The sequence below is a fragment of the Marinobacter sp. UBA2498 genome, assembly GCF_002341575.1.
Lineage (GTDB): Bacteria > Pseudomonadota > Gammaproteobacteria > Pseudomonadales > Oleiphilaceae > Marinobacter > Marinobacter manganoxydans.
Genome location: NZ_DDOI01000098.1, coordinates 1 through 18,063, shown reverse-complemented (window position 1 = coordinate 18,063; position 18,063 = coordinate 1). Strand labels below are relative to the sequence as shown.

At 57.3% G+C, this 18,063-nt stretch carries 18 protein-coding genes and 3 pseudogenes; 6 read left to right on the top strand and 15 right to left on the bottom strand.

Annotated features, from left to right (window positions below; all coding sequences use genetic code 11):
• From B2W52_RS13640 to B2W52_RS13605, 8 genes and pseudogenes are all read right to left on the bottom strand, one after another.
• A pseudogene (locus tag B2W52_RS13640) lies at positions 1-278 on the bottom strand (anti-sigma factor); the annotation flags it as partial.
• Positions 275-883, bottom strand: a complete 609-nt coding sequence (locus tag B2W52_RS13635; RefSeq protein ID WP_008175868.1) for a sigma-70 family RNA polymerase sigma factor — start codon at positions 881-883, stop codon at positions 275-277. The pseudogene B2W52_RS13640 and the gene B2W52_RS13635, both read right to left, overlap by 4 nt.
• A gap of 105 nt (positions 884-988) precedes the next feature.
• Complete coding sequence (locus B2W52_RS13630) at positions 989-1,849, bottom strand: LysR family transcriptional regulator (protein ID WP_008175867.1); 861 nt, start codon at positions 1,847-1,849, stop codon at positions 989-991.
• A complete protein-coding gene (locus tag B2W52_RS13625) occupies positions 1,843-2,853 on the bottom strand; it encodes a phosphonate dehydrogenase (RefSeq protein WP_008175866.1) in 1,011 nt (336 codons plus the stop codon). Before B2W52_RS13625 ends, B2W52_RS13630 begins: the two co-directional genes overlap by 7 nt.
• 9 nt (positions 2,854-2,862) lie before the next feature.
• The gene (phnE, locus tag B2W52_RS13620; protein ID WP_008175865.1) at positions 2,863-3,693 is read right to left on the bottom strand and encodes a phosphonate ABC transporter, permease protein PhnE; all 831 of its coding nucleotides are present in this window, start codon (positions 3,691-3,693) and stop codon (positions 2,863-2,865) included.
• Positions 3,694-3,701: 8 nt separating this feature from the next.
• On the bottom strand, positions 3,702-4,565 hold the full coding sequence (gene phnD, locus B2W52_RS13615) for a phosphate/phosphite/phosphonate ABC transporter substrate-binding protein (protein ID WP_008175864.1): 864 nt from the start codon (positions 4,563-4,565) through the stop codon (positions 3,702-3,704).
• Positions 4,562-5,401 carry a phosphonate ABC transporter ATP-binding protein gene (gene phnC / locus B2W52_RS13610; RefSeq protein ID WP_008175863.1) on the bottom strand — a complete coding sequence of 280 codons (840 nt, stop codon included), beginning with the start codon at positions 5,399-5,401 and terminating at the stop codon, positions 4,562-4,564. Before phnC ends, phnD begins: the two co-directional genes overlap by 4 nt.
• Before the next feature lie 128 nt (positions 5,402-5,529).
• On the bottom strand, positions 5,530-6,543 hold the full coding sequence (locus B2W52_RS13605; RefSeq protein ID WP_286803555.1) for an AraC family transcriptional regulator: 1,014 nt from the start codon (positions 6,541-6,543) through the stop codon (positions 5,530-5,532).
• Positions 6,544-6,631: 88 nt separating this feature from the next.
• On the opposite strand from B2W52_RS13605, the gene B2W52_RS13600 reads away from it, so the two are divergent.
• Positions 6,632-8,245: an FAD-dependent oxidoreductase gene (locus tag B2W52_RS13600; RefSeq protein WP_286803553.1), complete on the top strand. Its 1,614-nt coding sequence runs from the start codon at positions 6,632-6,634 to the stop codon at positions 8,243-8,245.
• 58 nt (positions 8,246-8,303) lie between these two features.
• Positions 8,304-9,962, top strand: a complete 1,659-nt coding sequence (locus tag B2W52_RS13595; protein WP_273071361.1) for an acetolactate synthase large subunit — start codon at positions 8,304-8,306, stop codon at positions 9,960-9,962.
• 15 nt (positions 9,963-9,977) lie between these two features.
• Here the strand turns inward: B2W52_RS13595 and B2W52_RS13590 are convergent, their stop codons facing one another.
• From B2W52_RS13590 to B2W52_RS13580, 3 genes are all read right to left on the bottom strand, one after another.
• A complete protein-coding gene (locus B2W52_RS13590; protein WP_092030135.1) occupies positions 9,978-10,703 on the bottom strand; it encodes an SGNH/GDSL hydrolase family protein in 726 nt (241 codons plus the stop codon).
• Positions 10,704-10,727: 24 nt separating this feature from the next.
• A complete protein-coding gene (locus B2W52_RS13585; RefSeq protein ID WP_092030134.1) occupies positions 10,728-11,060 on the bottom strand; it encodes a DMT family transporter in 333 nt (110 codons plus the stop codon).
• A gap of 97 nt (positions 11,061-11,157) precedes the next feature.
• Complete coding sequence (locus B2W52_RS13580; RefSeq protein WP_273071360.1) at positions 11,158-12,183, bottom strand: DUF2235 domain-containing protein; 1,026 nt, start codon at positions 12,181-12,183, stop codon at positions 11,158-11,160.
• 458 nt (positions 12,184-12,641) lie between these two features.
• Here B2W52_RS13580 and B2W52_RS13575 point away from each other — a divergent pair, with 458 nt between their 5' ends.
• Together B2W52_RS13575 and B2W52_RS13570 are read left to right on the top strand one after the other, a co-directional pair.
• Positions 12,642-13,070 carry a hypothetical protein gene (locus tag B2W52_RS13575; protein WP_273071359.1) on the top strand — a complete coding sequence of 143 codons (429 nt, stop codon included), beginning with the start codon at positions 12,642-12,644 and terminating at the stop codon, positions 13,068-13,070.
• 115 nt (positions 13,071-13,185) lie between these two features.
• Entirely contained in the window at positions 13,186-13,815 is a 630-nt protein-coding gene (locus B2W52_RS13570) for a DUF5677 domain-containing protein (RefSeq protein ID WP_273071358.1), read from the top strand.
• Between the two features lie 82 nt (positions 13,816-13,897).
• On the opposite strand, the gene tnpC is transcribed toward B2W52_RS13570, so the two are convergent.
• The 4 genes and pseudogenes from tnpC to B2W52_RS13550 form a co-directional block, all read right to left on the bottom strand.
• A complete protein-coding gene (tnpC, locus tag B2W52_RS13565; protein WP_248185957.1) occupies positions 13,898-15,541 on the bottom strand; it encodes an IS66 family transposase in 1,644 nt (547 codons plus the stop codon).
• A gap of 57 nt (positions 15,542-15,598) precedes the next feature.
• Positions 15,599-15,967 (bottom strand): IS66 family insertion sequence element accessory protein TnpB, encoded by a 369-nt coding sequence (tnpB, locus tag B2W52_RS13560; protein ID WP_008169629.1) that lies wholly within the window; start codon positions 15,965-15,967, stop codon positions 15,599-15,601.
• Positions 15,967-16,275 carry an IS66 family insertion sequence element accessory protein TnpA gene (gene tnpA, locus B2W52_RS13555; RefSeq protein ID WP_008169631.1) on the bottom strand — a complete coding sequence of 103 codons (309 nt, stop codon included), beginning with the start codon at positions 16,273-16,275 and terminating at the stop codon, positions 15,967-15,969. Before tnpA ends, tnpB begins: the two co-directional genes overlap by 1 nt.
• An 82-nt stretch (positions 16,276-16,357) precedes the next feature.
• A pseudogene (locus tag B2W52_RS13550) lies at positions 16,358-17,094 on the bottom strand (IS3 family transposase); the annotation flags it as partial.
• Positions 17,095-17,352: 258 nt separating this feature from the next.
• Between B2W52_RS13550 and B2W52_RS13545 the strand changes: the two are divergent.
• Together B2W52_RS13545 and B2W52_RS13540 are read left to right on the top strand one after the other, a co-directional pair.
• Positions 17,353-17,784, top strand: a pseudogene (locus B2W52_RS13545) (TAXI family TRAP transporter solute-binding subunit); the annotation flags it as partial.
• Between the two features lie 86 nt (positions 17,785-17,870).
• A partial coding sequence (locus B2W52_RS13540; protein WP_286803546.1) for a hypothetical protein occupies positions 17,871-18,063 on the top strand: 193 nt, incomplete at its 3' end.

Genomic DNA, 18,063 nt, shown 5'->3' with positions numbered 1-18,063 from the left:
CTGCGCAGCGCAACCACGTTTGACGTTTCGGCAGCCTCGCGAGGCGTCGATTCCACCCGGTCCAGAGCCTTCTCGATTTTTGCGAACAACGCCGGTGAGGGCTGAACGGGCTCGGTTTCCTCGGCCAGCTTACCCAGGCGCTCTTCCCATTGCAGAATCAGCGCATCTACCTCCGGGTCCTCATTGCGCCGGCTTTCAAGATAGGCCCGCTCCGAGGCTGGCAATGTGCCCAGAACGAACTCTGCAACCAGCATGTCCAGGTCGTCGCGTTCAGTCATGATTCGAGGCACCTTTTGAGCTGTTTCAATGCGCGGTGAAGCCAGGTCTTTACCGTGTTGACCGGCTGTTCAAACTGGCTTGCCAGGTCCTCCCGGGACCATCCGTTAAGGTAGGCCAGGCGCACCATGTCCTGTCGGTCTTTTTCCAGTTGGTCGATGCAGTGATTCAGTTGATTTGCCGCCCGCTGGTCTTCCAGCTGTTCCTGAGCTGATGTCTGCCGGCCTGGCATCTCATCCAGCTCGTCGCTGTTCGTGGTGCGTCCGGCGGGGTGTTTGCGCAGCTCATCAATGGCACCGTTACGGGCAATCGACACCAGCCAGGTAATCGGCGAAGATTTGCCGTCCTGAAACTGCTCGGCTTTTTGCCAGATTTTGAGATAACTGTCCTGGATAACATCGTCTGCCCACCCTCTGTCTCTGAGGATACGCAACACGGTGCCCAGAAGTTTCGGGGCAGTTGCCTGGTAGAGGAGGGCGAAAGCCTGGCGGTCTTTTTGAGCGACGCGGTGAATCAGCCGGGCAACACGCTCAGGGCCATCGGATGGCGACTGCGGGCCGGTTCCTGCGCTGGCATTGTCTGGGAGCTGATGGGAGTCAGGCTTCATGGGGCCTCGGGCTTTGGTGTCTGATCAGCAGGTTACTGGTTGGTCCGTTGTTGCTCAACATGAAATTGCAGTCTGGCTAACACTCGGTGTGAGCTATTCGTTTGCTCAGTGGCACAGTTGGCTGAGGAATGCAGAGACTGGCGGATGATTGGCCAAGGCATTCGGGTAGACCACCATGAGTTCCTTTTCCAACCCAGGGTTACTAACGGGGATGGCTCGTAGCGAGCCCGCCTGGACTTCCTCCCTTACCGTCGCTTCCAACACCAGCGATATACCCAGTCCAACCTTGACTGCCTGTTTGACAGCCTCTGTGCTCCCTAGTTGCATAGACACCTTCGGAAACGGTCCCTCGTCACCAAAGAAGTTTGCCAGTAGCCGGCCTGTGCCTGTGCCAGGCTCTCCGCCAAGCAGCGTCATTTCTGCGAGGGTGTCCCGATCTATGCTTTGAAGATCTGCGCATGGGTGATCGGGTGGAACAATCAGTACCATCTGTTCTCGCCGCCAATCCTGCGCCAGAAATCCGGGTTTAGGCTGCCACCACTCCATTATGGCTATGTCGAGTTCACCGATCGTTAGTTGCCGGGCAATTGAGGGGTTATTATCAATTACGAGGTCCACGTCGGGCGAGGCTTTATCGTCCCTGAAGGCCCGAAGATAGGGCTGGAGCATATATATGCCAATGTTTGAGCTCGCCCCTATCCGAACGCCGGCCCCCCGAACCGCTTCACGGGCATGTTTGTCGAGGCGCAATATACTGTTTGCGAATGGTACCAGTGCCAAAGCTGCCCTGGTGGGCTCGCAGCCTGATCTTCCCCTTCGAATCAACAACACATCCAGGTCTTGTTCCAGTTTCTGGATATGCTGGGAGAGAGTGGGTTGGGCGATTCCAAGATTCTCTGCAGCGGCCTGAAAACTCTGATGCTGGACCAACGCGATAAAGCTCTTGAGCCAGACCGGATTCAGCATGGAGAGTCCTCACGTAATGACGGAGAATTGATCGCATCCCGCGGCCGTTCACCCCGTAATGCCTGCAGAATGTTCTCGGCCGCCCGTTGCTCAATGGCCAGCCTTACACTTTGTACGGCCGAGCCGATGTGAGCGGTAAATAATGTGTTCGGATGGGCAAGTAACTCCGGACTGATTTCATGCGGACGATCCGTTCGTGCCCAGTCCTCCATTTCGAATACATCGGCGGCGTAACCACCCAACTGTCCGGAGGCCAGTGCCGCCAGTACGGCGTTCTCATCGACCACAGAACCCCTGCATGGGTTGATCAGATAGGCACCCCGCTTCATCAGTGCCAGGCGTATAGGGTTTATGGTGTGAAAGGTATGCTCGTTCAGTGCCAGCGCCAGTATTACGATATCGGATTGGGCGAGAAGCTCTTCCAGTCCTGTATGCGCCAGCCCCAAATTCCTCTCTTCATCAGAGGGCAAGCCCTCGGGCTCTGAGTAGAGCAGGTTCGCACCCCATCCCTGCAGACGGACAGCTATGGCCTTGCCAATGGCACCCATTCCAACAATGCCAATGGTAGCGCCCTCAATTCCCAGCCCATAGAACTTCGGCTGCCACCCTCTGAACTCTCCGGAACGAACAAATTCGTCCGCTGCCTTTACCTGCCGGGTAAGGCCAACGGTGAGTCCGATGGTCAGTTCTGCGGTGGGTACGGTTAAAAGATCCGGCACGAATGAAAGCCACACCCCATGGCGAGTGCAGGCGTCCACATCGAAGTTGTCGTAACCTTTCAGGGCTGCGCCCACGATCTTCAGGTTCGGGCAATCCGCCAGAAACTCATCGCCGATCCTGTCCGGCATGAAGGCCATCACGGCATCGGCTGTGGCTACCCTGGCCTTCACCGAATCTGGCGGGAGCGTGCGGTTTGACTGATTGGTTACAAGCTCACAATGTGGTTCGAGGGCAGCCAGGACTTCATCGTGTACCCGGTGAGTTATCACAACTCTTGGTTTCATTCGTTTTCCTTACTTGAATTTCTTACGGAGGAAGCCGCTCAGGCTGTCGACAATCGTGACCATCAGGAGGATAACAATCAGGATGGCACTGACTTCCTGGTACTGCATGATGCGCAGTGAGCCCATGAGTTCGAAACCGATACCCCCTGCTCCCACCATGCCCATAACGGTCGAGGCGCGGAAGTTGTACTCCCAGCGGTAGATGGATACATCTGCGAACTGCGGCAGAACCTGGGGCAGAACTGCGTGCCAGAGAACCTGTAGGCGAGTCGCTCCGGCGGCATCGGCTGCTTCCACCGGGGCTTCGTCCACATGTTCAATGGCTTCTGCAAAGAATTTGCCGACCATCCCAATAGAGTGAAGGCCGAGGGCAAGAACGCCCGGTAGCGCGCCAAAGCCGACGGCAGCGACGAAGATAATCCCCATGATCAGTTCGGGAACTGACCGCAGGCCATTCAGAATGGTGCGTGTTATGTGGAAAACAGCCGGGTGTGGCGACGTATTCCGTGCAGCAAGGAAAGCCAGTGGTACCGAAGCGGCAACCGCAATTGCAGTGCCGGCAATGCTCATGGCGAGGGTGTCGACAAGTGGCGAAACCCAGTTCATGACATTGGTAAAGTCGGGCGGCAGAGATTCACCCAACAGGACGCCAATCGCTGGCATGCCATTGGCCAGGGTTTTGAAATCGAGCAGGCCCACGTACCAGCTGGCAATGAGAATCACCGCAAGGACCAGACCTGTCTGCAGGAGTTTTTTCCGCCAGCCCCGGGCATGCTCATCCAGCACCGGAGCTGACGGAGCCGGCGACAGAGTCGCCGGTTCCGTCGGGGTATAACTCATGGATTTCCTCACATCTTGGCAAAGTCGAGGTTCAGGAGGCTGCCCATGCGCCGGATTACGTCGTAATCCGAATCGGAGATAGCAGCAAAGCCTTCAGCCTTGAGGTTGCTCAGGATTTCCTTGTCGTCGATGCTGATGAAGGCATTTCGAACCTTTTCTTTCAGCTCCGGGGCGAGATTTGAGCGCATGGCCCAGGGATACTGGGGGAATTCGCCGCTATATCCGAGAACCTTCACGTTATTGCGGTCAATCAGGCCACGATCCATCACATGCTGGAAAATTACCTCGGACAGGCCGCCGGCTTCTGCGTTGCCATTTGCCACATTCACTGCCACAGAGTCGTGGGACCCTACGAAATGTGCCTCATAGTCACGGCCGGCTTCCAGGCCCGCAGATTCCATCAGGACAGTTTTGGGAATCAGGTGGCTCGATGTAGAGGCCCGATCACCGTAGGCCATCTTCTTGCCCTTGATGTCAGCATAGGATTCAACCCCGGCGTCTGCGTTGGCAATGATGATGGAGCGGTACGTTGGCTTGCCGTCCACAATCATGGCTGCAAAGGGTTCGATGTCGCTCTTGCTCTTGGCCATCACGTAGGACAGAGGGCCGAAGTAGGCCAGGTCGATACGTCCGAAGCGCATGGCTTCAATCATTGATGAATAATCGGTAGTCACGATCAGCTCAACTTCCTTGCCAAGCGTGCTTTCCAGATAGTCTTTTAGTGGTTGATTGCGTTTGATCAGTTCAGAGGCGTTTTCATCGGGCAGGAGAGCAACTTTCAGAAGATCAGGGTCTGGATCCGCTGCGAGTGCCTGCGAATTCAATCCTGTCACCAGGCAGAGTGCTATCAAGAGGTTCATTAACGCTTTCATCGGGCTATCTCCAGTTTCTTCGGTTGGGGGTTAACGGGTTTGGTGGCGGGAACCGGGACGGTTCGGGGTTTGGTTTCGTAGTTTCCGTGGTAGATCTCATTCAGGTGGTGTTGCTTCAAGTCTGCAGGTGGTGCATCGAACACAATCCTGGCATTCGCCAGGCCGATGATTCGGTCTGCAAAGCGTTGGGCGTATTCCAGCTGATGCAGCGAAATAACAGCGGTAATACCGTCTTCCTGGCAGATATCGCGCAGTAACCCCAGTACCTTTTCCGACGTCGCCGGATCCAGACTGGCAACGGGTTCATCCGCGAGGATCATTGAGGGCTGTTGTGCAAGTGCGCGCGCGATGCCAACTCGTTGTTGCTGGCCTCCAGACAGCTGGTCAATCCTGGCCAGGGCTTTGTCGGCAAGTCCAACGCGTTCAAGGCAGTGAAGGGCAAGTTCAAGATCGCGCCTGGGCATTGGTAACAGGCTGCGCCAGGTGCTGTGATAGGCAAGCCTGCCCGTCAGTACGTTCTGGAGTGCAGTGTGGCGCTCAATTAACTGATGGTGCTGGAACACCATGGCAGTGCGGCTTCGGTGCAGCCGAACGGTTCTGCGGTTATCAAGGTCACCAAATTCCGCCGAAACGACCTTGCCAGCCGTTGGCTGCACCAGGTGGTTGAGTGACCTCAGAAGCGTGGATTTGCCCGCACCGGAAAGGCCGAGCAGGACCGTAAATTCGCCCTTGTTGAAATCAACGGTGGTGGGCCGTAGAGCAAGGACATTGCCGGGGTAAGTCACCCCCATGTCCTCAATGCGAAGCATCATGTCGGGGTATGAAGCAGGCGTCATTGGATCACCTTTTGCAATGAATAAGCTCGCTTGATTGCGACTTACAATGCAACGCTAATCCTGAGAGGTGACAATGCAGTGTCAGTGACGTGACACCTTAGTGACCATTTGCGCCGGCCGAAGAAGAATTACGAAGTCAGGTTTTCCTGCTTGCGCCACCGCACCGGTGGCATGCCCGTCCAACGCCGGAATGCCCTGTAAAACGTGCTTACCTCGGCAAACCCGAGCGCTTCGGCGATTTCAGGTAGGGAAGCGCTGAAATCAACGACCGCCTGCAGGGCTTTTTCACGGCGCACGTCGTCGACCAGCCCGTCAAAGGTCTGGCCCTGTTCCCGGAGCCGCCGGGCCAGGCTGCGTTCGCTGATGCCCAGGGCTTCGGCTGCGTCTGCCCGGCGGGGCAGAACCGGGCCTATCCGGGCAGTGAGCCATCTTCGTATTTCTGGCACTGAGGCACTGTTGATGGAGAGGGCGGCAAGGCGGGCATTGGTGTAGCGCTCGTGCACCTGGGCAAGCTGGGGGTCCGCCTGGGGCAGGGGCTGGTCCAGAACGGCGTTGTCGATCTGAACACCGCTGAACGCCTGCTCGAACTCCACCGGGCAATTGAATACGGTCTGGTAACCGGCCAACGGCCCCAACCGGGGCTGGCTGAACTGCACCCGGGATGGTTGCATCCGGGTGCCGGTAACCCAGCTTCCGAACCCCACCACCGACGCCAGCACCGCTTCGATCTGGTGCGGGCTGAAGGCCAGCCGGCCCTGCCTGGGATGGTAAACCAGCCAGGTGGCTGTGTTGCCGGCAACAATCTGGAACCGCCCGCCATCGGAGATCAGCCGCTGGAAACGCTGCACCATCACAATGGCCTCCCGCAGGGTTGCGGCAGATTGCAGCGCAAAACCCACGCCACTGATGCTCATCGGGGAGAACTCCGCTCCCACCTTCAAACCAAAGCCCGGGTCGCCGGTGCAGCGTTCGGCGGCGTGCCAGAGCCGGGTAATGTCGTCAATCGGCCAGCGTTCCAGCTCGCAGGCGGAGTGCGCAATACCTGCCGCGGCCAGCAGTTGCTCGGCCGTTACCGACAGCCTCTCTGCAGCACCGATCACGGTGTTGACCCAGCCAATGGAAACCGTGGCCTCTAACGTCAATTTTGTTGGCCTCTGAAGTCAATTTTAAAGCCATGGTACCGGTATATCTTTAAAGCTGACAACTCATTGCGATCGGGTCGGATGCGATATGGCCAAGGTGATTTCCTCAGACATTCTGGTGGTCGGCGGCGGGCTGGCCGGTATTGTCGCCGCTCTGGAAGGATTGCGCGCCGGCAAGTCCGTAACCCTGGCAGACCGGGACACCGAAGAACGGATGGGTGGCCTGGCGCTTTGGGCCTTTGGTGGCATGATGCTGGTGGGTACGCCGCTGCAGAAGCGCATGAAAATTGCCGACACACCGGAGATTGCCCTGGAAGACTGGCTCAGCTTTGGCGAGCTGGCCCCCGACGATGAATTGCCCCTGCAATGGGCCCGTTACTACGTGGAGCATTCACGCTCCGAGGTCTACGACTGGCTCAGCAACGAAGGCATCAAGTTCCTGCCCGCCGTGAACTGGGTTGAGCGCGGCCGTTTCGGCGATGGTAATCGTTTGCCCCGTTACCATGTGGTGTGGGGCACCGCCCGGGAACTGGTCCGCTGCCTGATGACCGCGCTGCACCGGGAGAACACCAGCGGCAAGCTCACGCTGCTGCACCAGCATCGCATTACCGAACTGGACCACGAAGCGGGAAAGGTCAGCGGCGCCCTGGCCATCAACGAAGCCACCGGTGAGGAAGTCCGCTTCGCGGCGTCGGCCGTGGTTCTGGCCACTGGCGGCATCAACGGCAGCCACAAGGAATGCCGCGCCAACTGGCCGGTGGATCGCCCGCAGCCCACCCGCATGTTGAATGGGGCCCACCCCTATGCCGATGGCCGCATGCATCACTGGGTGGCCGACACCCTCGGAGGCCGGATTACCCACGCTGGCGAAATGTGGAATTACGCGGCCGGTTTTCCGCATCCGTACCCCCACTTTCCGGGCCACGGCCTGTCCACCATTCCCTGTAAATCCGCCCTGTGGTTGAACCATCGGGGCGAACGGATTGGCCCGGAACCCCTGGTGACCGGCTTCGATACCCACTGGCTGTGCCAGCGCGTGGCCGAACAGGAAAAGCCCTGGACCTGGCACCTGCTTAACTGGCGCATCGCCGCCAAGGAATTTGCCATCTCCGGCGCCGAGCACAACGCCCGCATCCGGGATAAACAGTTCCCCCAGTTTGTGAAAGAGCTGTTGCTGGGTAACCACGCCCTGATTCGGCAGATGCAGCATGAAAGCCGGGATTTCCTGGTGGCCGACAGCCTGACGGATCTGGCCGGCAAGATGAACGCGCTGACCTGCTCCAACGACATTAACCCGGCAACACTCAAGGCTACCGCCGATGCCTTTGATGCCAACTTCACGGCAGGCACCAGCCTGCACGACGATCCCCAGATCCGGATGATCCAGCATGCCCGGGAATGGAAGCCGGACCGCCTGCGAACCTGCAAGCCGGCCCCGCTGCAGAAATCCGGCGCTGGCCCCTTTATCGCCATTCGCATGCAACTGATTACCCGCAAGAGCCTGGGTGGGTTGCAAACCGACCTGCAGAGCCGAGTGCTGGGCGCCCACGGGCAGCCGGTTGAGGGCCTGTATTGTGTCGGCGAGGCGGCAGGCTTTGGTGGCGGCGGTGCGAACGGAAAACGTTCCCTGGAAGGTACCTTCCTGCCCGGCTGCATCATGACAGCCCGGGCGGCGGTGCGGGCCATCGTGGCCGGAGGCTGAATCCTGTGGGCAAAACACATAACCAAAACCCCGAACCCGGAAAGCTTGGAGAACAACAATGACAAACGGCGCTCAAGCCCTGATGAAAACCCTGGTGGATGCCGGCGTTGAGGTCTGCTTCAGCAACCCCGGCACCAGCGAGATGCATTTTGTGGCCGCTCTGGATGACGAGCCCAAAATGCGGGCGGTGCTTGCCCTGTTCGAAGGGGTCGCCACCGGCGCCGCCGACGGCTATGCCCGCATGGCCGACAAACCTGCCGCCACCCTGTTGCACCTGGGCTGCGGGCTGGGCAACGGCCTGGCCAACCTGCACAACGCCCGCAAGGGCAAGGTGCCGGTGCTGAACATTGTGGGCGACCACGCCACCTACCACGTGAAATACGATGCCCAGTTGCAGTCGGATATCGAGACCGTAGCGCGCAACGTATCCCCGGGGTTTGTGCGCACCGCCAAGAGCACGGAAACCCTCTGCCAGGATGCCGCCGAAGCCATTGCCGCTGCCCGCACAGCGCCCGGGCAGGTCGCCACATTGATACTGCCGGCCGATGTGTCCTGGGGTGAGGGCGGTGTGCCCAGCGCGCCCATGGCACCGCCAACACCGGAGCCGGCAGACGATGCCACGGTAGAGGCCATTGCCAAGGCCATCCGCTCAGGCAAGAAAACCGCCCTGTTGATGGGTGGCCATTCCCTGCGAGAGCCCAGCATCCTGGCGGCCGCCAAACTGGCCGCCCACAGCGGCGTTACCCTGCTGGCGGAGACCTTCCCCACCCGCATGGAGCGGGGTGCCGGCCTGCCTTACATCGAACGAATCGCCTACCTGGCGGAGCTCGCCACGGTGCAGCTGACCGATATAGAGCAACTGATTCTGGTGGATTCGAAGGCGCCGGTTTCCTTCTTCGCCTATCCCGGCAAGAAGAGCTACCTGGTGCCGGATACCTGCCAGGTACACACCCTGGCCGCCCCGGACCAGGATATTCTGGCCAGCCTTAACAAACTCAATGACGCCGTTGGCGCCAGCCAGGCACAGCCGAAGCTCCAGCCAGAGAAACGGCCGGGCCGGCCACGGGGCAAGCTCACCGCCGAGAAAGTCTGCAAAGCGGTGGGTGAACTGATGCCCGAGAACGCCATCATCGTGGACGAGGGCATCACCTCCAGCCTGATGCTCTCGGTAATGACCGCCGGCGCGCCCCGCCACGACATGATCACCCTCACCGGTGGCGCCATCGGCCAGGGCCTGCCCAATGCCGTGGGTGCCGCCGTGGCCTGCCCGGACCGGCCGGTTATCGCACTGATCGGTGATGGCACTGCCATGTACACCATTCAGGCCCTGTGGACCATGGCCCGGGAACAGCTGAACGTAACCTCCATCATCTTCAACAACGCCTCTTACTCCGTGCTCAACATCGAACTGGAGCGGGTAGGTGCGGAAGAAGCCGGGGAGAAAGCCAAATCCCAGCTGGACCTGCGCGGCCCGGTGATCAACTTCGCGGAAATGGCCAACGGCATGGGCGTTCACGCTGTGCGGGTGCACACCGCCGAGGAAATGGCAAAAGCCCTGGAATACGCCCAGAGAATGCCGGGACCACACCTCATTGAAGCCGTGATCCCGGAATCCCTGAGCGGGGTCAAGCGCAGGATACTGCCGTGGATGCTGCGCTCATTGCCCAGCCTGCCGCTTTCGGTTTCCAAGGCGCTGAAGCGCAAGCTGGCGCCGTGAGGCAGGAAGGAAGGGTTAGCCTGGCCGGTTGGTGGGGCTGACCCTGTCTGCCAGTGCCTCGGCAATATAGCGGTATCCCTTCTGGCCGGGGTGATAGCCATCCCTGGCCAGAAGCTCAGGATCGGTGACCACCGGGTAGTTCACGTAACGGAAGTCTCCGGGAAGCTGGCGCGCCAGCCGGATATAGAGGTTATCCAGCTGCCGGGCCCGCCACCCCATCACATGCCGAAGCGGCGAGGGCAGCGCCGTGAACAGATGCATCGGCGGCACGCTCAGAAGCAGAATAGGCCCTGAATACCGTGGCGCCAGCAATTGGCGCAATGCCCGCAACTGCTGGCGGAAACGAAAGCGGGGCGTGAAGCCCGTGGTGTCGTTCACCCCCATGCTCAACAGCACCACATCTGCCTCTGGCAACTCGGCGGTTTCAAGCTTTTGAATCAACGCTCCAAGCCTTATGCCGTTGACCCCGAAGGTATGCCAGGCAATGGTCTGGTCGGTGCGCTCGTGAATCTCCTTTGCCAATTGGCTGGCCAGGCCCTGATCGTGGGTTTCAACACCCACGCCGGCCGCCGTGGATTCGCCAATCACAAGAACTCGCCTGGCGGGAGTGCCTTCGCCATATTGGCCGCACGGAGCGCCTCCGGCCTCCGGCAACCTGGGCGTTGTGCGGCGCGCCTGTTTGCCCTGGTAGAGTAGCACCGGAAAGAGCAGGGTAGTGGTCAGCCAAAAGGGGAGATGCATGGGTGCTCCGGTTTTATTGCTTGGTTAGTGAGCGACTGATTTGGAAAACAGATTGATCACTGCAACCCCGGTGATGATCAGCGCCATACCAATCAAAGTGGCGGCATCCAGAGCCTGCCCGTAAATCAGCCAGCCGATCAGTGCCACCAGCACAACGCCCATCCCCGCCCAGATGGCATAGGCCACGCCTACGGGAATTTCCTTCAGGGTCAGCGAGAGGAAGTAAAAGGCAATTGTATAGCCGGCAATCACCAGCAGGCTGGGCCAGAGTTTGGTGAACCCTTCACTGGCTTTCAGGCCGGTGGTGGCTATCACTTCCGCTACGATGGCAACGCCCAGAAAAATCCAGCTCTTCACAACTTACAGCCCCCATTGGTGAACAACCGCCCGGCACGACCGAACGGTACTCTGTGGCTGCGGAGTCTATCAAAAACCAGGCCGATAACGCGCGGACTCATCCCGGCCAGAGCGGTGGCCATTGGCCGTGGAGCTTGTTGTACTGCTCGATCGGCTCGCTACGGTAGCCGCCAGCATAGCGCTCTTTCACGCTGGGATGCACCCAGGTGCGGTTGGTCTCAGGCGGCGGAATCTCGCGTACCAGCTTGCCCAGCAACTTGTACTTGCCCTTGTACTCATTGTGCTGATCGGCGTTGGCGTGGGTTACGGCGGGCAGGGAATCGTTGAACACCAGGGCGTGTTTTTGCGCTTCCTCTTTCAGCCACAGAAGGGGGATATCCGCGAGGGTGCGGCCCTGTTTGTCTGGCTCGTAACCGCCGCCGACGTCCGAGTGCACCCCGGCAAACCAGACCTGGGCCAGATCGGTGCCGTCTCGCGGGTCCCAGAGCGTGGGTTCGAAATCCTCCCGCTGCTCGTCTAGCGAAAGCGCGTGGCGGGCGACGCGAATGTTGCTGCCGATCTTACAATCGTAGAACAGGTCCCGATCCTTGATCAGGCCGAAAAAAGTGAATGGCAGGCCCAGGGCACCCACGGTATCCCACACCCCGACAAACCGGATAGGCGTGCGCTGCTCCAGCGAATAGTTCGCCTTCCAGGCCATGGAGTGGTCGCCGTTGGCTTTGTGCTTCTTGGTTTTGTAGAGCTTGAAGGCCTCCTCGATCCGGCTGCCGTGCTCTTTTCGCAGAATGCTGCAGTTATTGATCATCCCGCACAGGCTGCGGGCCGTGTAGGCACCGCGGCTGAACCCGAACAGAAAAATCTCGTCGCCGGGCTCGTAGTTGTGCACCAGAAACCGGTAGCCGTCCATCACGTTCTTCTCCAGCCCGTAACCGGTGGCGCCGGCCCGAAGTGAATCGTGGTAGGAGCCAATGCCCCAGTCGTAGAACACCACCTGTTCCACCCCGTTGCCGTCGGTAGGCCGAATGGCGCGGGCAAATTGCAGCACGTTGGTTGGAAAGTCCTCACCCAGGATTTCCTCCGGGCGATTCCAGGTGCCATCAAAGCAGACAGCGATGCGTTTCATGGGAGTGACCTCCTGTCGTGTTGTTTCCCTGTGCCCCGCCTGTCGAATGGGGAGCAAGCTTGCCCACCCTCCGGCGCATGGAGACGACCGGTACATCCTGTTCGGTGGGTATAGATGAGTATCTCAGGTATGTGAGTGGGAGGGTAGTGCCGAGGCGCCGGGCGCTGGAGTTATACGAACGCGTTTGTATAACTCCGGATGCCCCAAGAGAAATGTTGGTAACTATCTGATAGGGTTGGAAAGATGGAAAAGGATGGGTTGAGTTATACGCCCACGGTGGGAGCGGGAGTGGCTCAAAATAGGGCGTATAACTCCGGCGGTAGCCGTGGTGATTGGTGCTCAAGAGATTGTTTTTACTGAAGAAGCTAGTTTTTTTCTTGAGCGTGTTTGAATGGAGTTTTGCGAACGGGTGATAGACGAGCGCGTTCATATAATGAGCTGTTAAAGGCAGGCAAGGAATGATGGCACGGAAGCAATTCCTAGATGGAACAATAAGAATTGGCGATCTTTCAGAAGTTACGGGCCTACGCTTAACTAAAGTGGCAACCGGAGCAGGCAAGGGTTTTCGAGTGATTGCGTTACCGGGTGAAGAAATTGTCTATTGGTCATTTTTTCGTGGCAAAGTGAACCGTTTCGCTCTCAAAAAAGCGGAAGAATTGAAGGTTCCGGTCGATTTTGAGACCGACCTTTTCGGAAAGTCATTGAGGTTTAATTACAGCTATTCTCCCTGCGAGTACGTTCTAGGCGGGCTATTTTGTGTCGCGACTGCTGGCTTTGTACAGATCGATATGGACAACCTGAGCTCACCGGTCGTGTTTTTGATTGGGTTGGGCCTCTTTCAGTTTGTGCAAGCATACAGGGCAAAAACAGCCCTCAAAAACCTTTAACAAGTCGCAGCAGTACGCGGCCTATGGCCGCCGGACGCCCTTTCCATGGCGTCTTCGTCGCCATTCCAAGGTCGCTGCTGTGCTCAGCGTTAGGCAAGAAGAGGTCTCAGTGCCGATGAACGACGAGCTATCAGAAAATCTACGTCAGACTGCTGAAGAGCTGGAACTGGCGGTCGGCACGATGGGTAATGCAGAGTTTGATGCGACCAATCATGCTCTTAGTTGCTTATTCAAGGAAACTCATCGGGAAATTGGGAGGCTCCTCCAGTTCTCGGATGATCTGACTTTGGCTAGCCTCTCAGTGAGGAACTTGTTTGAGCTTTATTTGATTTCGAGTCATGTTCACTCGGATCCAAAAGCGTTAAGTAAATGGCTTGGGCAGGCGCATAAGGACTCGAAAGATGTGAAGGATGGATTCATCACGCTAATGCGAAAGAAGGGATTCGACCCCAAAGAGTTGAATGAGCTGCAAGAATTTGAGGACCAAGTGCTTGCTGAGAGTCCTTTCACATCAAATGGCGCATTTCAGATCAGGAACTTGGCGGAAAAATATGGGTATTTGGATGATTACAGTTTCATTTACAAATTGAGCTCGAAGCTGATACATCCAACGTCCATGAAGGTGATGGGCCACGAGGCATTAAAAGAGGATTCGAGCTACCTAATTACCGTCCTTCAAGTTGGTGCCTATTTTAACTATAAGTACAGAGAGCTAATTCGGGATGTTGTATCACAAACAGCCTAACAATCGCAGGCACGGCGACGCCTTTTCCATTTCGGCTTCGCCTCCATTCCAAGGTAAGCGCCGTTAAATCGACCCACTTGCCCTAATCGTATTGAGCCACTTTTTTCAAAGCCGGCAACTCGGCATTCCAGGGCAGCAAGGCTTCAAGCTTCTCCAGTGTATCGGCCCCAGCAATGCGCTCCAGCACATGGTGGATATAAGCGGAGGGCTCCAGGCCATTGGCCTTGGCGGTTTCTATGAGCGAATAGCAGGTGGCGCTGGCTTTCGCCCCTTGTGAGGTATCGGCGAAGAGCCAGGCCTTTCTGCCGAGGGCAAACGGGCGAATAGCGTTCTCGGCACCGGCATTGCTGATGTTCAGGTCACCGCGTTCGCAGTAACCAACCAGAGTGTCCCACTGGTTCAGGGTGTAGTCCATGGCCTTACGGGTGAGCAGGCCTTTCATCACCTGGGGGGCATTTTTCTCCAGCCAGGCTTTGAAGGTGTTGAGCAATGGCAGACTCTTTTCCTGACGTAACTGATAGCGCTCTTCATCGCTCAGATCTCGGGCGGCCTTTTCAATGGCGTACAGTTTGCGGATGTGGCTCAGGGCCACATCCGCTTTTGAGGGTGGGCCTTTTTTGCCTTTGGCCGGCGCAGCCCGGGCCGCTTCCACGTATTTACGTCTCGCGTGGTCCCAACATCCGATTCGGGTCAGCTTGTTCGCGGCACAGACCTGACCGTAGCCGGAATAGCCATCGGCTTGCAGAATGCCCTGGAAGTCATCCAGCAGGCGCACCGGCACTTTGCCACCTCGCGATGGGTCGTACTCGAACAGAACAGAGGGTTGTCCCGGTGGGCCACCCCGGGTGACCCACATCCATTTGTCGGAGTGAACCGATTTGCCGTCTTCCTTGAGCACCTGGATCCGGGTTTCATCGGCTTGCAGGTAATCACTGCCGTTCTGGGTTTCCCGCATCAGGTTGATCAGCGGTTGGAAGACGTCATTCAACCGGATGATCCAGTGAGCCATGCTGGTGCGACTCACTTCATGCCCCAGGCGCTGGAACATCTGTTCCTGCCGGTACAACGGCAGGCCGTCGGCATACTTGGAGGTAATGAGGCAGGCCAGCAGTGATGGGGTGGCGATGCACTTACCCAGCGGGTGTGCTGGCCGAGCAGCCGCAACAATCCGTTCTTCGCCGTCCTGCTCGAACACCGCCTTTTCCTGCCAGTACTCCAGCACTTTCAGTTGGGCCGGGATATATTCAAGCTCTTCTTTCACCTTGGTGAAGAAGGTCTTGGTGGCACCGGCTTTCTCTTCGTCGCTGAGGGTCAGTTCAATGCGCTCGCGCAGTAGCGTATCAGAGAAGCCACGCTGACGACGCTTGCGGGAACGACGAGGAGCGTCGGCCTCTTCGACATCCTCGGGCAGCTCCTCGCGCAGTTCATCAATCTCGATTTCCAGCTCCGCTTCATCGAACAGCAGGATCTGGTTGGGCTGCTTTTCACTGCTGGCCGCGAACTGCTGGATCTTCTTGTGACGCAGCAGTTCTTCGAGGATGGCGATATAGTTGTCGCGACGCTGGAGGGTCTCGTCGTGCTGTTTCAGTTGAACTTGTTGGTTCTGGAGGGCGTCTTCTTTAGCGGCCAGCTGTGCTTGCAGATTGCTGATAACAGACATCATTTCAGCGGTGGAGAGACCGCTGAAATCGGGAGTTGAAGAGGCGTTATCAGGCGTTGATTTCATGGCGAAATTATAGCAAAAACAACGTCCTGGCACACCAAAAAAGTGCTACTAAAAGCACTATCCAACGCTCTCATAATGCAGGGTTTTATGGCCTCTCAACAGCGTGATGTCGTAGCCGTCCAGCAGCCAGTTGATCTGCTCACCGGTCAGCGACATCAAGTCATCCGCGGGTCCTGGCCATTTGAACTTTTCTTCAGCCAGAGCTTTGTAATAGAGCACAAAGCCGTTGTCTTCCCACATCAGGCATTTGATCTTGTTCCGCTGCCGGTTGGTGAAGGCATAAAGCGCTCCAGAGAACGGGCTGTGCCCCAGTTCCTGTTCCACCAACAGGGCTAGGCCGTTGGCCTGCTTGCGGAAGTCGATCGGCTTTCGGTACAGATAGATCTCCGGCAGATCCCAGGAGGGACGCAGATAGCGGTGACGCATCACATCTGCCTCAGCACCGCGCCCAGCAACTCAATGTTGCCAGCGTGCAGGCCGGTGATTGATACGCCGCCGGGCAGTGACACGGTCAGACCGGCTCCGGCATTCGCAACCGGTGCCACGCGGGCGAATCCGGATCGAGTTTGAACCGGCTTGCTGGGCTCCTCGCGGCCAGTCAGCTTCTGCCGCCAGTAGACAAACCGGTGGTAAACAAGGGACTCTTGTTTGCAGTAGGCGGCACCGGACAGGCCCGAGGCCTGCCAGTCCGATAGCGTCTGTTGCCAGAACTGATGTAAATCAGGGGTGGTCATCGGATTCCTCCTTCATTTGAAAGCAGGAATCAGTGTGGCGAAATTCAGTTGCCAGCCACAGGTGCGGATTTATTGGCGCTTACAGCACGACAGCAAGATAGCTCCACCGCTGACCGCTCCAGACGTATGTGATGTCACCACACCACGCCTGGTTTGGCTGGTCCACCGTAAATTCACGAGCCAGATGGTTCGGAATGCCTGGTCGCTCAACGGTGGCCTGCTTGTAGGCGTGAGGGCCAGGTTGCTTGCAAATCAGCCCCAGCTCACTCATCAGCCGTCGAACCTTGAAACGACCAATGACAACGCCGTCGTCATTGAGCATGCCCTTGATTGTTCTGCTGCCGGCAGAGCTGCGGCTCTTGGTGAACAGGCAGTTTACCCGAGCCTTCAGGGCCAGACGCTCAACGTCTATATGGTTCCGCCGTTGGCGGTATTCGTAATAGCTGGAGCGGCTGATATCGAACGCATTGCAGACCATTTCAACAGGCATTTGCTCACTCAATTGGTCTATCAGCGCGTACGATTCAGGTCGTCCGACATCAAGAGAGCAGTAGCCTTTTTTAGTATGGTCTTCTCCATCTCAAGGCGTTTGCAGCGGGCTTCCAGCTCCTGAATCCGGCGTTGTTCCGGGGTCAAGGCCTTGCCCTTCGGGGTAATGCCTTCTCGCTCATCCGTCAGCTGTTGAACCCAGCGCCGCATAGCACTTTCACCCACGCCCAAGGACGTACCAGCCTGGGCAATAGTGTAACCTTGATCCAGCACCAGGCTGGCTGCTTCCTGTTTGAACTCAGGAGTAAAGGAACGTCGTTTTCTGGTCATCAGACACCTCGCTTATGGTGGCGATCTTACCACCTACGTTGGTGTCCGGAATCATTGAACCACTACAGGGTGGTATTCCTTTGTGGCGCAGGCGTTTCAATGCCGTTTTTCCCTAGCTTTAAGGACCTTGTGTAAACATCCCTGTTTCAGTTGCACCGCTGATTAGAGTTTTCCGCTCGTTGGTGTTTCGCCAGGTATTCCCATGGCGTCAGGTCTTCCAGTGAATCGTGAGGGTGGTCAGATCTTGGCGGGCAACTTCAGGACGGACTGCTTGACGTGGTTGCATTTGCAGCTGGTGTGCCAGTTCCAGCAGTCAGTCAGCTTGAGGTACAAACTGATATCAACATTATTGAGTTTACCGAAGAAGAACAAGCAAAAATTATCGACGCCCTTCCTGTGAGTGACTACGAAATCCCAGCTAGCGTATACAAGAGCCTTGAAACTCCAGCTCGCTCTGTCGCTATGTGGAACTTTGCAATAGCAAATTGCGATCTCCCAGAGTCGTTTGTATACGAAGCTGTAAAAGCAGTGATGGGTGACAATGAGCGCATGGTTCAAGCCCACAAAGGAGCTCGCACCACACTGGCAAAGCACTGGGATAAGAATACCTTCCTGCCATGGCACCCTGGAGCTGCGCGCTGGTTTAATGAAAATGGGGGCAGCATTTCTCCGAATTTAATTCATAACTAATTAGATTTTTGCGTGGCATCTTGGCTTTTTTGGGTGCCACGCGTTTTAAACCTTAATGTGGCGCTAAATCAAGCAAAGGTCTAGTCATGAATAACGACAAGAATTTGGCTCAGAAGCCAGACCACCTTATCGCCCAAGGGGTGGATGATGAACCAGTAGAGTCGAATCTACGACTCTTTAAAGGGCGCTCCTATCAAATCGTAACGCTCATTGCGGTGGTGTATGCAGCATTTCATATGCTCGCCTTAAACGGAATATGTAGTGGTCAACTAATCCCGG

Excerpts from the sequence above, each read along its gene's own strand:
- B2W52_RS13635 (WP_008175868.1), bottom strand. The coding sequence starts at position 883 with ATGAAGCCTGACTCCCATCAGCTCCCAGACAATGCCAGCGCAGGAACC.
- B2W52_RS13630 (WP_008175867.1), bottom strand. The coding sequence starts at position 1,849 with ATGCTGAATCCGGTCTGGCTCAAGAGCTTTATCGCGTTGGTCCAGCAT.
- B2W52_RS13625 (WP_008175866.1), bottom strand. The coding sequence starts at position 2,853 with ATGAAACCAAGAGTTGTGATAACTCACCGGGTACACGATGAAGTCCTG.
- phnE (WP_008175865.1), bottom strand. The coding sequence starts at position 3,693 with ATGAGTTATACCCCGACGGAACCGGCGACTCTGTCGCCGGCTCCGTCA.
- phnD (WP_008175864.1), bottom strand. The coding sequence starts at position 4,565 with ATGAAAGCGTTAATGAACCTCTTGATAGCACTCTGCCTGGTGACAGGA.
- phnC (WP_008175863.1), bottom strand. The coding sequence starts at position 5,401 with ATGACGCCTGCTTCATACCCCGACATGATGCTTCGCATTGAGGACATG.
- B2W52_RS13600 (WP_286803553.1), top strand. The coding sequence starts at position 6,632 with ATGGCCAAGGTGATTTCCTCAGACATTCTGGTGGTCGGCGGCGGGCTG.
- B2W52_RS13595 (WP_273071361.1), top strand. The coding sequence starts at position 8,304 with ATGACAAACGGCGCTCAAGCCCTGATGAAAACCCTGGTGGATGCCGGC.
- B2W52_RS13590 (WP_092030135.1), bottom strand. The coding sequence starts at position 10,703 with ATGCATCTCCCCTTTTGGCTGACCACTACCCTGCTCTTTCCGGTGCTA.
- B2W52_RS13580 (WP_273071360.1), bottom strand. The coding sequence starts at position 12,183 with ATGAAACGCATCGCTGTCTGCTTTGATGGCACCTGGAATCGCCCGGAG.
- B2W52_RS13575 (WP_273071359.1), top strand. The coding sequence starts at position 12,642 with ATGATGGCACGGAAGCAATTCCTAGATGGAACAATAAGAATTGGCGAT.
- B2W52_RS13570 (WP_273071358.1), top strand. The coding sequence starts at position 13,186 with ATGAACGACGAGCTATCAGAAAATCTACGTCAGACTGCTGAAGAGCTG.
- tnpC (WP_248185957.1), bottom strand. The coding sequence starts at position 15,541 with ATGAAATCAACGCCTGATAACGCCTCTTCAACTCCCGATTTCAGCGGT.
- tnpB (WP_008169629.1), bottom strand. The coding sequence starts at position 15,967 with ATGCGTCACCGCTATCTGCGTCCCTCCTGGGATCTGCCGGAGATCTAT.
- tnpA (WP_008169631.1), bottom strand. The coding sequence starts at position 16,275 with ATGACCACCCCTGATTTACATCAGTTCTGGCAACAGACGCTATCGGAC.